We start from the raw sequence: 13,045 nt of genomic DNA, 5'->3' as shown, positions 1-13,045 counted from the left end.
GCGCCCTCCTCACGTTCAGAACAGAAAGATCCTCACGTCCGCCCGGTTATGCCCAACCTTGTTGCGTTAGGAGTAGTTAGGGGTTCGGCTTTCTCCACCCGCACCGGTCAGCCGTTGTAGATGTTGTGCTGGACGTTGTGGTCGCCGATCTGCGCGCCGTAGATATTCTCCAGCCGGACGTTGTGCCTGGTAGCGGCCGGGTTCGGTAAGCGTCCGGCCAGCCGGTCAAGCAGGGCGTAGAGGACCTCGGCCGAGGCGCGGGCTGCGAACCGCTTGAAGCGATCGTCCTTGGCCGGGTCGGCGTGGTCCATGACGCCCTTGACCACCAGCCAGTGCGGCACACCCTGGGTCTCGGCCACGGTGGCAATGGTCGCCGCCTCCATGTCCAGGCCGGTGACGCTGCGGATGCCCATCGCCGCCAGCCTCGCCCAGGCCTCACCGTCCTTGGCTACATAACTCCCACTGGCCATGGGCGCCACCTTCACCGCGAACGGCAGCTTCGCCGGCCCGTACACATCGTCGTAGCGGACGCGCTCGATGAAGATGCGGCCCCCCTCGGTCAGCGTCCACTCCACCCCGGGCCGGATGATGTGCCCCCGAGCCTCGATCGCCGCCAGCCGCTGCGGCCATGTGCCCGGCGGGAAGTAGCGTTCGAACGCTGAGTGCTTCACCGGATCCTGGTCGAGCAGGAGCCGCTCCAGCAGCCAGAGGGCGGCCTCATCCTCGGTCGCCGGGCCGTAGCTGGGCAGTGTGCTCGGATCCAGTTCCTGCGCGGCGCGGATCCACTTCTGGTCAAGCTGGTACGGGCGATGGTCGCCGACGAAGCCTTCTCTTGTCTGCTTGCCCTCGTCGTACTCATAGGCCATCTCAGCGACCACCACATCGCCCAGCGCGACCTCACCCGGATTGCCCGCGCACACGCCCGGCATGGCCAGGCAGCCCGGACGCAACCGGTCGACCAGCGCGGTGGCCGCCACACTGGTCGGGCGGCCGCTCATCCGGACCGGGCGGGCCAGCGCGACCGACAACCGCCGGCCGTCGGCGCACCGGTATTCACCCCGAAGGTACGGATGCGGGTCGTCCTGGTCGCACGGTGTCCAGTCGTCGATGCCGGCACGGGCTGCCTCGTGCTCCAGTGGAATCGCCGCGACGATCAGCACGTCGATCGGGTCCATGTCAGTCATCGTCACCACTCGATTCCGCGTCGATGGACCTCGGCGTCGTTGTCCTGCTGCCGGCTCTCCCGCTCGTACGTGTCGGCCAACTGCCGGAGGATCCGCCGAGATCGAGGCCATTCCTCGGCCTGGCGTTCGCACTCCCGATAGCGCTCGACCAGCGTCCGTTCCTGATCGCCGCCGTCCCGGGCCCTGCGCATCGTCATCCCGCGCCTGTTGTAGAGACCGCGCCAGAGGCCATCCTCCATGGCGTCGCTGTCGCAGTCTTCCAGCACCTCGCGCACGGCCAGCGGCGGAACCGAGCCGTCCGGGCCGGGCTCGGCGAAGGCGAAGACGGTGCCGATCATCCCGTCGGCGAGGCGTAACCGACCGGAGGCGCACATCAGTCGCCTCGCCTCCTCGACCCAGGCCCCGAGGGCCATGGCGTCGATGCTCCCGTCCGGGCCGGTGCCCGGAGAGCGGCGCCACGAGCGCAGGACCCGCGTGATTGCGAGGATCCGGGCTACCTGGTCCGGGTCGTCGACGCGCTCGTCGGAGCCCTCGGCCCGGTAGGCGATCTCGACGAGCTCGGCGAAGAAGGCCGGGTCCTCGGCCAGGCGGGTGTGGATCGTCGGTGTGCGGGCGTCATAGCGCATGAGCGGGACCAGCTTCAATTCGATCTCGGTCACCCGCTGCGACTCGACCGCGTCCCGGTGCCGTTCGAGCAGGTCGACGATGACCTGGAACTCGTATCCGGAGAGCTGGCGGTGTTCCGGATCACCCGCGGCAGACGAGACGAGCCTCTCGCAGGCGGTGGCAGCTTGGGCGGCGACCTCCGGCGTGTCGATCTCTTTGGCGTACATCGCGATCAAATCTAGGGCCGCCGAGACTCGGCCCACGCTGATCAGGCCAGCCGCCACCTTCGCCAGACCGGTGAACTCTTTACCGAGGCCGTTGATCCCGAGCTCGCGCCAATAGACGCCAGCCACCTCGGGATCGGGATCGGTGTGCTCCGGATCGCGCCGCGCCAGCAGTAGCCTCGCCCGAGCGGTCGGATCCGCGGTGCGGTCGAGGTAGTCCGCGCCGCCCCGGATCCGCACCGCGAAGTACTCAAACGCGATGTCCGTCCGGCCCGCCGGCCGGTCGAGGGACAGCCAGGTCAGCAGCACGTCGTCGTGCTCGGTGGACGGCAACTGAGCGAGGGCCGACCCGATCAGGTCCCCGTTCCCGGTCCGGTCGGCCAGCGCCACCAGCGCGTCGAGACCACCGAAATCCAGGACCCGCGCCACGGCCTCGGCCCGTAAACGCCACACCTCCGTGAAGTAGTCCGGGCTGGACCGTCGGTGCCCGATGCCCGCGTACTGCGGCCACCGGTCGCTGAACAACCAGAGCGTCTGGTCGGCCGGTTGTGAGGGCGCGAGCGCCTCGGCGGCCTGCCGAAACGGCGTGAGATCGTCCGCGGACAGTGCCCACGACGCGTCGGGAACGTCGGTATGCAGGGCGACCAGTTCGCGGAGCGCGTCGAACAGGCGCCGCCGCATGTCCTCGTCGTCGATCGCACCGGCCAGGGAGATCAGCCGCTCCACAAACTCGGTGCGCTGCTCCTCGAGCAGGTTGTCGGACAGTGGGACGAGCGCCAGGAAACGCTCGGGATCGTCGCCGAGGTTGCTTAGGACCAGCTCGGTGATGTCCTGGAAGGCGGCATACGTCTCCGCCGGCGGCAACCTCCCGGGCACCGGCCAGTCCCGCAGCAGCGGCGTCAGGTGGAACGTGCCGACGCTGCCGTGCTTGGCCGAGCGAAGCACATCGAGCAGTAGCGCCCGGCCGACCTCGGAATGACCGCGGAGCATCCGGTGCAGGGCGCGCAGCCGGACCGGCCGGGGTGCGCCAGTCTGCGAGATGAGGACATCGAAGAGCTTGGCGAGCGAGACGGCGGGCCGGTCGTACTGATCAACGCCCAGATCCGCGGCGGCCATCCGGGCCAGGATCTCGACCGCGCCGTCGAAATGCTCGGCCGCCCGGGCGACGAGTTCCAAAGCACCCTGGAAGTAGGCACGGGTTCGGCGGGCCTCGAACACGCCCGCGAAGTCCGTGACTGCGCGTAGGGCGTCGAGGAAGGCGGCGGGATGGGCCTCGGCCAGGTACGTCAGCACGTCGGTGAGCGAGGACCACAGCGCGAAGGCCGGGTCGGCGCTTGCCTGAGCCAGAACCTCGCGCACCACCCGGCACGCTAGGTCGGCCGCAGTGTCCCCGGGAGCGCCGGCGCGGATGTCGCCGCCGCGCACCGCGAGGATGGTCAGCGACTCCGCGATGCCGCGCCGGATCGCCACCGAACCGGCGCCGGTGGTCAGGACCCGCACCGCCAGTTCGGCGAACGCCGTTAGGTCGTCGTTGGTCAGGCCGGGTCCCATCAGGACGACGGTGTCCTCGGGCGCCTGCACGTACCATCGCTGGCCCAGGTGCCCGAGCATTGCCGTGTCCGGGTCCGCGGCCGACCGAGCGGCGATCTCGGCATACCCGGCTCCGGCGAAATCGCTGACGATGGCCTGGTCGCCCGCGCGATCGCCGTGCCAACCTCCGAGCAGGGCCAGCCGCCGGAGCTGGACGTCTGGGGATTGGATCCAGGACGGGATGGCGAACGTGGCATGCCGGGCCAGGGCACGCCGGACCTGACTCAGGCCGCGTCGCGCCTGGACGCCGAGTGAGCGGGCCCGGTCCGGATCGATCGCGGCCGCGGACAGGAGCTGCTCGACCTCCGCCTCGTCGAGCGGAGGCACGATCACCGACGGACTCTGTGCCAGCCGCCCGTACACCAGGATCGTGTGCGGACCGTTGAGCGGAATCCCGTCTACCGGCAATCCGGTCGGCACGGCGATGATCCGGGGCTCCCTGTCCGCCAGATGCACACGGAGCACCGCCTCATTGTCGACCAGCAGCGTGCGATCGCCGAGCTCGGTCCCTATCAGGGCCGCCGCGGCGAACGCCTTCAATTCCAGCGCGCCCAGGTCGCCCTTGATCTCGACGACCGGCGGATCGGCATCGAAGGCGGCTCGCAGGGCGGCGGCCTGCGCCTGGCGCCCCGCCAACACGATCTCCGGGCCGAGGGGAGGCTCGGTGAACGGCAACCACGTGTCGTTCCACCACTCCGCCAGCGGCAGGCCGGGGGTGAGCCCGTAGAAGTGGTTGTACTGAGTGTTGCCGTCGCCGACCTGTATGCCGGAGCTATTACTGATCATCGGATCCGATTATCCCAAGGCGGTTGCGGCAACGGGAGTGGTACACGACTTGCCCGTGATGGGCGTGTTGGGTAGATGAGAGACGGCTATCGCGTCGATCATTCAAGACGCCACCGGTGCGTGGTCCCTCGCCGCGGGGCAGATGACGGCCATCCTCCATCGTGATACAAGAGTCGGTAGAACGTATGCTCATGCAGCAGGTGATACGGCGGTGGTGGAGCGGCGTTTTGGGGGCGTCTGAAACGGCGCGACGTGTGGCTGGTCCACGAGACACGCTACAGAGGTTGAATGGCTGACATTGATCCACCAGCGGGGTAGATCGGTCCGATTGGCGTGGGAGTGGTAGGCCTCCAACTGCTCCCACCGGTGTCTTGGCTTTAGCGGTCGTGACATGCTCTCGGGGTGCAGATTGAGGATCTGGTCCGAGCACGGATCCGTGGTGTGCTCGGTGTGCCCGGCATCGACGGGCTCGTTGCCGCCTACTTCAGTCCCGAGGGACCATTTGCCGGCACGTCGTTCGATCTGGTCGGCGAGAACCCACCTGACCTGCTGACCCTCGACGACCTTCTCGCCACCACATTGCTCGACATCTCCTGGCGCCCGCTCGCCATCCGGGCCCTCCTGGCTGGCGGCGACCACGTCAGCGCAGCGCTCACCGCGATCCCCGCCGACCTGGATCTGTGGAACGCTGACCCTGACACCCTTCAGGCAGCGACTGCGCTGCACCGATGGCTCGACGACCTGCCCGGAGTCGGTCCGGTGACCGCGAGCAAACTCCTTGCCCGCAAACGCCCCAGGCTTGTGCCCATCCATGACGAGATCGTGCTTCGCGTGCTCGCCCCGCCGAAGAAGCAACTCTGGGTGACCCTGGCAGCCGCGCTGAGCGAATCCGCCCTCCGCGATGAGATCGAAGGACTCCGTCCAGCCGGCATCGACTCACCCAGCCTGCTGCGCCTGCTCGACGTCGCCATCTGGACACGTCATAGCCGGTCGCGCAACGCACGCGATGCTCGAACGGCGGTCGGAATACCGGAACCTGTCATCACCTTCGCGGAGTAGCCCTTCGCGGGCGGCCTCTCGTTGAGATCGAGCGGCGCCCGTTCCTCGTAGCGCCGAGGCATATCGTGCTGGGGTGCGCATTCGCCGGAAGCCACACACGCCACGGATGGTCACGCGACCATCGTCGCGCGGCCATCGCAGTGTTGCTGTCGGCCGCGATGATCGAGATCCGGGCGCTGGCATCGAACCCGGACCGGTCGAGACACCCAGATGGGCACCTTGCCGAGATCAGGCTTATCGCCGACGTCTGCCACAACCTGCCCTGGGCCGACCAGCCCCAGCCAGTCGGCGAGTACGACGGGCTTGTCTACACCTGGCAGACCGCGAACGACTTCCAACGCTCCTGGCTCCGCAAGCACTTCGCCCGAGCCGAAATCGACACCACGTTCCTGGAGCAGGCACCACGCCTCCCACGGCCGGCCACCGCACCCGACACCCGGCCGACATGGAAGCAGTGGCAACTCCCCCGGGACCCCACGTTCTTCGCGGTCGACTCCAGCACCCTCGCCGACCTCGTGCGCCGGGCCCAGGCGATCGACTACTACGACCCCACACACGGGCCAGCACGCACCGACTTCATCGAATGGTTCCTCGCTCATCTCCACCCGATGGCCGGCACATCCTCCGCCCCAGCCGCCACGACGAAACCCTGTTCCAGCCGAATGGCCCGAACTACCTACGTCAGTACCGGGCCCTGGTGACCATGAGCGACGGGACGCTCATCGTCGACCACCCGCGTCTACGCGCCACTGACGTCGCAGCGCTGCCCACCAACCTTCACCTACTGCGTCGCCTACAGCTTGCAGCCGTTCCGCCCTTGAACAGAATCGTCATGGCGCGGTAGGAGGTCCTGGCCGCATTCCTCTGCGATGCCATGGTTGGGCCATGGTCGGCGCGTGTTCAAGGGGCGCAGCCTCTACGTAGGTGCGGCTGGCACTACGGCCCGTAAAGGCCTGGCCACGCGTTGGACAACGTGGAGCACGGCGCCCTCCGGTTCATGTCGCATTGCGTTGACGAGTGACGGCGAGGTTCGGGTTGAACACGCGTCGAGACGCCTAGAACAAGATCAGCAGTGTTCATGATCTGTGCAAAGGCCCTGGTGGCGTGGTGGCACAGCGCCGATCGGCACTCCCGCCGACCGGCACATGGTCACCACGAGGGAGCACCATCATGGACCGTCGTACACCCGCCACCGGCCCGGCTGCCGGGCGCCGTGGCGAGACGCTGCTCAACGACATCGAGTACCGGTTCCGGCTGATGGGGCAGGGACCGAGCCCGCTGGCGATCGATGGCCGCAGCCTCGGCCTGGGCCTGCCCCGCCGGACCATCGCCCTGCCGGAGCTGTCGGCGATCCTGATGCACCCGTCCTGCGGCTATGCCGCCCGCGACGCCGTGTGGCGGCTGCTGGTGCAGCATGCCCGTACCGGAGACCCGGCGTGGCGTGCCGGTGCGGTGGGCGTTGCGTTGCCGGGCCTGCGGTTCAAGGCGTACCTGCTGGCGAAGCTGTTCACCGGTGATGTTCAGGCGGCCATCGTCGAGCACTTCCTCCGCGCGCTCGGCACGGTCGACCTGGACAGGTCGGGCGTGGTCGGGAACCTGCTGTCTGCGGCGTTCTCCAAGGCCCGCACCGAGCTACGTGGTCTGGAGCCGGCCTCATCTGGGACGCCGAGCCATGCCCCGGTTGCGGTGTCGTCGCCGGCTGCGTACGGGCATCCGGATGTCGTTCTGGCTCGCGCGGTTGCCGCCGAGGTGATCAGCACCGAAGATGCCGAACTGATCGGTGCGACGTACCTGGAAGACGTCAGCCTCACCGCCTACGCCGAGCGCACCGGTGAGTCCCGCTGGAACCTTTACAAGCGGCGGTCTGCTGCCGTCGCCCGGCTCAGGGCCGCGATCGAATCCGGGGCGTTGTCTGACCCGTACGCCGAGGTGATCTCCGAGGCCACCTCGGCGGTGGCTCTCGACGCGCCGACGGCCCGTAAGCGCCCGTAAGTACCCGCCTTGAGCTGCGGGTTTCCAATCCGGGGCTCGGATGTGTAATCCCCTAGTGCGGGACTCTTCCGCGTAGGTGACCTTGTTTCCGACCGGACCGCTGACGGCGCTGACACCCGTACGGTCCCCGGCCCACCCGTCGCTTCTGGTGAGGAGGACGGCCGCGCCGGTCGGCACCACAGGTCACCGATGAGCGCACCGCCCGGTCCCGCGTCTTCGCCAAGCCCACTCGCGCCTACGCCCCGATGCGGGCTGCTCAGGCGTGCGCTCCGGAGGTGCCTAACCATGGAGAATGTCCGTTTCCCGTGCCCCGAGGCGGCGACCCGTCGCCTCGGGGCCGGCACACACGGCCGATCGATCGTCTGCCGCCTCCGTCCCCGTCCTCTGACGGTGGGTGCGCTGATGCTGTGCGTGGCCGCCGCGGTGACGGTGGCTCTGACCTTCACTCCTCACGCGGCGTACGCGGCGCAGCCCGGTCCGGTGCTGGCCGTCGAGTCGATTCAGCAGGTCGCCAACAACATCCGTGTCTGGCTCGTCGGGATCCTGGTCTCCGTCGCCACCCTGTTCCTCACCATCGGTGGCCTGCGGTACCTGGCCGCGAACGGTGATCCTGGCGAGATCGAGAAGGCGAAGCTGGCGATGCGGTCCGCCGCGATCGGTTACGGCCTCGCGCTGTTGGCACCTCTGTTCGTGACCATCGTCGGTAGGTGGGTGGCCTGATGGCTACCGTCACCGATCCCTTGCGCCGCATGAGGCATCCGGCGGTGGTGCTGCTGCTCGGTGTGGTGCTCCTCGCTGGCCTGGCCGTCGCCGGGGCCGGGCCGGCACACGCCGAGCCGATCCCACTTCCGGCCGTGCCTGCCGCACCACCGACGACAGAGGTGCCTGATTCCGGCGCCCGCCCGCCGGGAGCGGCAACCGTCCCGTCCGCGACGCCGGCACCCACGCCCGGCCCGGCTCTCGGGCGGCCGTCGTACGACGACGATCCGGCGTGGTACGACATCGGAGGCCAGGTCCGCACCGCTGTGGTGGACCTGGTGGTGTGGGCGGCGGAGCAGGCCCTCCAGCCGGTGCTGGAGGCGCTGGGCAACTCGTGGTTGTCCACCCCGGATCTCACCGGCAACGAGCACGTCAGGGCGTTCTGGACGACCAGCCTGATCGCCGCCAACGGTGTCTTCGTCCTGTTCATCGTGGCCAACGGGTTCCTGGTCACGACCCGGGAGACCCTGCAGACCCGGCATGGCCTCAAGCAGGTCCTACCCCGCATCGCCGTCGGCGCGGTGCTGGCCAACAGCAGCATGATCATCGGCCAGAAGGCCATCGAGGCGACCAACGCGCTGACCGTGGCCCTCGCGGGCAACAGCGTCGACGGCCCGGCTGCCGCGACCGCGATCCGGCAGATCACCGACGACGCTCTGCGGGGCCAGGGGTTCCTGATGGTGTTGCTGGTCATCGCGGTGGTCGTGATGTGCCTCCTGCTGGAGTTCACGTTCGTGCTCAGGCTGGCCGCGCTGGTCATCCTGCTCGGTATCGCCCCGGCCGCGCTGATCTGCCACGCCAGCCCGCTGACCGAGGGCCTGGCCCAGCTGTGGTGGCGCGCGTTCCTGGCCTGCCTGGGCCTGCAGCTCGCCCAGGCCGTCGTCGTGATGGCCACCGTCAAGGTGTTTCTCACCCCCGCCGGCCCGACCGTGCTGGGCGTCCCTTCCACCGGCAACGGGCTTCTCGGTGTCGTGGTCTGCCTGACCATGTTGTGGCTGCTGATCAAGCTGCCGGGCTGGATGCGGCAGTTCGTACTCGGTCCGCTCGGACAGAGCAACGGCCGAGGGCTGCTCCGACAACTCGTCCGCGCCTTCGTGATGACCAAGACGTTGGGTGCGGCGGCCGGCATCCTGGGACGGACGACACCATCGTCCCCGACCGCCGGACGGACGCTTCCCCGTCCGCCCGGGAGCCGTCCATCACCCGGTGGCTTTCGTCCATCCCGTCCGCCGCGCCCGCCCCGTCCGGGGTCGACGCCACGACCGCCGTCCCCGGCAGGGCCGGTCGCCTTCAGCCATGCCCCGGTCCCGCACACGCCGCTGCCCGCACCGGCCGGGACGAACGCCGCCCCCACCTTCAGCCACCCGCCGGACCCGACCACCCCAACAGCCGCACCGTCCGGCGTTGTCCCGCCGGTGCGGTTCTCCCACCCGGCATCGCCCCAGTCGAGTCCGCCGTCCCCGACCCTCCCACCGGCCCGAGTCGCGTTCAGCGACGCCACGACCACCACCGCGCGGACAGCAGCCAACAGCCCGGCACCGGTGGTGACGTTCTCGTCAGCACCCACGCCGCAGACCGCGCCGCGCCGGCCACCCGGCCCCGTCACACCGGTGTTCTCCGCCCCAGCGGCCGACGGCCCACGAGCCTCGACCCCTCGGACACGGCCCACGGCGGCACGGCGTGTCACCCCGAGCGGCTCGGCCGCCGCCAGTCCGGCCGCCCCGTCCACCGCCCGGCGAGCCTCGTCCGCCTCGCCGAACCGACCCCGGCGACCAGCCTCGTCCGCACCACCGTCCCCGGACGGGGGCGGCGCGGCGGTCCCTGCCCCGTCACGACCGTCCCCGGCGGGCGGTGCGACAGCGGCGGGTGCGGGTGCCCGTCCGTAGCGAGTCGTCCCCGCCGCCGGCCCGTCCGTCCCGGCGCGACGCCGGTCCTCTTCCCCGAGGAGTGATCAGTGATGAGTCGCCGCGACGACGAGGCGCCGTTGCGGGCTCGGGTGCCCGCAGACATCGACCGGCCGGACCGGATCGCGTTCGGCCTGTCCGGACGGCAGTTGGTGATCCTGGCGGTCACGGGCCTGCTGCTCTACGCGGTGTGGACGGCGGTGGCCACGGTGGTCCATCCGCTGGTGTTCCTCGTCGGGGCGGTGCCTGTCGCCGCTGCGGCGTTCCTCCTCGCGGTCGGCCGCCGGGACGGTGTCAGTCTCGACGCCTGGGTCCTCGCCGCGCTGCGGCACCGTCACGGCCCACGTCGCCTCGTGCCGGCCGACAGGCCGATCATTCCCGCCCCGGCGTGGGTGAGCACGACCGGTGGCCCGGGTGACCGGATTCCGCTGCCCGCGCCGCTGCGCCTGCCCGCGAGGGGCATCACCGGTGACGGGTTGATCGATCTCGGGGCGGACGGCACCACTGGCTTGGTGGCCGCGTCGACGGTGGCGTTCGGGCTGCGTACCCCCGCCGAGCAGAACGGCCTGGTGGCCGGGTTCGCCCGGTGGCTGCACAGCCTCGACAGCCCGGTGCAGATCGGTGTCCGGGCGCAGCGGGTCGACCTGACCTACCTCGCCGACCGGTTCCTCACCGCTGCCCCGGGGCTGCCGCATCCCGCGTTGGAGGAGGCCGCCCGCGCGCACGTGGCGTTCCTCGCCGACCTGGCCGGGCAGCGGGAGTTGCTGCACCGGCAGATCACCGTGGCGGTGCGCAGCCGGCGAGGCGCGCACTACGCCGCGCACAAGGCGGCCGAGACGGTCCGCGCGTTGGGCGGCTGTGAGGTTCCCGCCCTGGTGCTCGACGGGCGGGACGCCGTGGCGCGGCTCGCGACCAGCCTCGACCCCACCGCCCCGACCCGCATCCCCTACGCCCCATCTGACGGAGGTGACGACCGGTGAGCCTGTTCTCCGCGCTGCTGCCGGCGCGGCGGCGTGCCACGCCCGCGTCGGCTACGGTCCTGCCCGGCTCGCCGGACGCTGTCGATGTCGACGGACGCCACGTCCGGGTGGGGGACGGTTACCTGGCGACCCTCGCCGTGGTCGGCTACCCGGCCGAGGTCGGTCCCGGCTGGGCTGAACCGCTGCTGTCCTATCCGGGCCTGGTCGACGTCACCTTCCATATCGAGCCCGTCCCGCCGGTGGTGGCCTCCGAACGGCTGCGTAAGCAGCGGGGCCGGTTCGAGTCCTCCCGCCGCCAGGATGCCGCCAAGGGGCGACTCGACGATCCCGAACTCGATGCCGCCGCGGCTGACGCCGCCGAGTTGGCTACCCGGGTCGCCCGAGGGGAGGCCCGCCTGTTCCGTCTCGGCCTGTACCTGACCGTCCACGGCACCAGCCCGGACGATCTCGCCGACCGGGTGGCGGAGGTGCGGTCCCTGGCCTCATCGCTGCTGCTGCACACCGCGCCGGTCACGTGGCGTCAGTTGCAGGGCTGGATCAGCGGCCTACCCCTCGCCTACGACGCGCTCGGGTTGAAGCGGGTCTTCGACACCGATGCCCTCGCCGCCGCGTTTCCGTTCACCAGCCCCGACCTCCCCGACACCGCAGGGGACACCGGCATGGGGGTGCTGTTCGGGTTGAACCTGCACTCGGCCGGGGTGGTCGTGTGGGACCGGTGGGCGCAGTCCAACTACAACGCCGTCATCCTGGCCCGCTCCGGGGAAGGCAAGTCCTACCTGGCCAAGCTCGACCTGCTGCGCAATCTGTGCCTCGGGGTGGAGGCGTTCGTCATCGACCCCGAGGACGAGTACCTACGGCTGGCCGATGCGGTCGGCGGGACGGTCGTCCGCCTCGGCGCGGCCGGCATGAGGATCAACCCTCTGGACCTGCCGGCCGGTGACGACGACGCCCTGCACGATCGGGCACGGTTCCTGCAGACCCTTGTCGCGGTCATGGCCAGCGGCGACACCGCCGTTGACGCGCCGTTGCCCGGCGACGAGGCCCGTGCCCTCGACGTGGCGGTGCTGGCGGCCTATCGGGCCAAGGGCATCACCACCGATCCGCAGACCTGGAGACGTCCCGCACCGCTGCTGCGGGAGGTGATGGCAGCCCTCGACGACACCGATGAGGCGGGCCGGCGGGTCGCCGCCCGCCTGCACCCGTACGTGATGGGCAGCATGAAGGGACTGTTCGACGGACCGACCACCACCACCCCCGAGGGGCACCTGGTGGTGTTCGCCCTTAAGGACCTGCCCGAGCAGCTCCATCCGGTCGGCACGCTGCTGACCCTGGACACGATCTGGCGCACCGTACGGGGGGCCACCTCTCGTGGCGGTCGCCCGGACGTGCTGCGGATGGTGCTAGTCGACGAGGCGTGGAAGCTGTTGTCCGGCGGCCGTGGCGGCCGTTTCCTGCAGACCCTGGCCAAGTCCGCCCGTAAGTACGGCACCGGCTTGACCGTCGTCACCCAGGACGCCGCCGACGTGCTCGCCACCACCACCGGCCGGGCTGTCGTCTCCAACGCCGCCACGCAGATCCTGCTGCGGCAGGCGCCGCAGGCCATCGACGCGGTGACCGAGGCGTTCGGGCTTACCGACGGCGAGCGGGCGTTCCTGCTGTCCTGCCAGCGGGGGGATGCGCTCCTGTCGGCCGGGTCGGCGCGGGTGGCGTTCCACAGCCACGCCTCGGCCACCGAACACGAGCTGATCGTCACAGGCTTCGAGTTGAAGGAATCTGATCGGTGATCCTGACCGAGCTCTGGGGGCCTCTGCTGGGGTTCCGGAGGGGATTCGAGAGTTTAAAGGGTGTCTCGTAATTCGGTGATGGCGTTGCCGGCCAACGGTGTCGGTGTCATCCGAGCAGGATGATGTTGTGGAGGTGGGCGATGCCGGAAGCGGTGTCGGTCAATGTGCTGGCGGCGC

Annotated in this window: 9 protein-coding genes; 7 read left to right on the top strand and 2 right to left on the bottom strand. The window is 69.9% G+C overall.

All coding sequences use genetic code 11. The features are described from left to right. Window positions 1-107: 107 nt before the first annotated feature. Both JQN84_RS30270 and JQN84_RS30265 read right to left on the bottom strand, forming a co-directional pair. On the bottom strand, window positions 108-1,175 hold the full coding sequence (locus JQN84_RS30270; protein ID WP_204962004.1) for a 5'-methylthioadenosine/S-adenosylhomocysteine nucleosidase family protein: 1,068 nt from the start codon (window positions 1,173-1,175) through the stop codon (window positions 108-110). Between the two features lie 11 nt (window positions 1,176-1,186). Further along, a complete protein-coding gene (locus JQN84_RS30265) occupies window positions 1,187-4,390 on the bottom strand; it encodes an amino acid adenylation domain-containing protein (RefSeq protein WP_204962003.1) in 3,204 nt (1,067 codons plus the stop codon). Between the two features lie 402 nt (window positions 4,391-4,792). Between JQN84_RS30265 and JQN84_RS30260 the strand changes: the two genes are divergently transcribed. From JQN84_RS30260 to JQN84_RS30230, 7 genes are all read left to right on the top strand, one after another. Then, complete coding sequence (locus tag JQN84_RS30260) at window positions 4,793-5,449, top strand: DUF6308 family protein (protein ID WP_204962002.1); 657 nt, start codon at window positions 4,793-4,795, stop codon at window positions 5,447-5,449. A 158-nt stretch (window positions 5,450-5,607) separates the two neighbouring features. Beyond that, window positions 5,608-6,150: a hypothetical protein gene (locus tag JQN84_RS30255; protein WP_204962001.1), complete on the top strand. Its 543-nt coding sequence runs from the start codon at window positions 5,608-5,610 to the stop codon at window positions 6,148-6,150. A 469-nt stretch (window positions 6,151-6,619) separates the two neighbouring features. Further along, window positions 6,620-7,441, top strand: coding sequence for a hypothetical protein (locus JQN84_RS30250; RefSeq protein ID WP_204962000.1), 822 nt, complete (start codon window positions 6,620-6,622; stop codon window positions 7,439-7,441). Between the two features lie 285 nt (window positions 7,442-7,726). Then, window positions 7,727-8,161: a pilin gene (locus JQN84_RS30245; RefSeq protein WP_204961999.1), complete on the top strand. Its 435-nt coding sequence runs from the start codon at window positions 7,727-7,729 to the stop codon at window positions 8,159-8,161. A gap of 29 nt (window positions 8,162-8,190) precedes the next feature. Continuing rightward, window positions 8,191-10,086, top strand: a complete 1,896-nt coding sequence (locus JQN84_RS30240) for a TrbL/VirB6 family protein (protein WP_239486495.1) — start codon at window positions 8,191-8,193, stop codon at window positions 10,084-10,086. 71 nt (window positions 10,087-10,157) lie between these two features. Continuing rightward, window positions 10,158-11,084, top strand: coding sequence for a PrgI family protein (locus JQN84_RS30235; RefSeq protein WP_204927180.1), 927 nt, complete (start codon window positions 10,158-10,160; stop codon window positions 11,082-11,084). Further along, window positions 11,081-12,868: a VirB4 family type IV secretion system protein gene (locus tag JQN84_RS30230; RefSeq protein ID WP_204927179.1), complete on the top strand. Its 1,788-nt coding sequence runs from the start codon at window positions 11,081-11,083 to the stop codon at window positions 12,866-12,868. The genes JQN84_RS30235 and JQN84_RS30230 overlap by 4 nt, the downstream gene beginning before the upstream one ends. Window positions 12,869-13,045 lie beyond the last annotated feature (177 nt).

The organism is Micromonospora humidisoli (genome assembly GCF_016900955.1).
GTDB lineage: Bacteria > Actinomycetota > Actinomycetes > Mycobacteriales > Micromonosporaceae > Micromonospora > Micromonospora wenchangensis.
The sequence above is the reverse complement of the archived record's forward strand: the minus strand, read 5'-3'. Positions and strand labels throughout refer to the sequence as shown.

What these genes read in the sequence shown, in the direction of transcription:
- JQN84_RS30270 (WP_204962004.1), bottom strand. Translation starts at nt 1,175, where the DNA reads ATGGACCCGATCGACGTGCTGATCGTCGCGGCGATTCCACTGGAGCAC.
- JQN84_RS30255 (WP_204962001.1), top strand. Translation starts at nt 5,608, where the DNA reads ATGATCGAGATCCGGGCGCTGGCATCGAACCCGGACCGGTCGAGACAC.
- JQN84_RS30250 (WP_204962000.1), top strand. Translation starts at nt 6,620, where the DNA reads ATGGACCGTCGTACACCCGCCACCGGCCCGGCTGCCGGGCGCCGTGGC.
- JQN84_RS30265 (WP_204962003.1), bottom strand. Translation starts at nt 4,390, where the DNA reads ATGATCAGTAATAGCTCCGGCATACAGGTCGGCGACGGCAACACTCAG.
- JQN84_RS30245 (WP_204961999.1), top strand. Translation starts at nt 7,727, where the DNA reads ATGGAGAATGTCCGTTTCCCGTGCCCCGAGGCGGCGACCCGTCGCCTC.
- JQN84_RS30240 (WP_239486495.1), top strand. Translation starts at nt 8,191, where the DNA reads ATGAGGCATCCGGCGGTGGTGCTGCTGCTCGGTGTGGTGCTCCTCGCT.
- JQN84_RS30235 (WP_204927180.1), top strand. Translation starts at nt 10,158, where the DNA reads ATGAGTCGCCGCGACGACGAGGCGCCGTTGCGGGCTCGGGTGCCCGCA.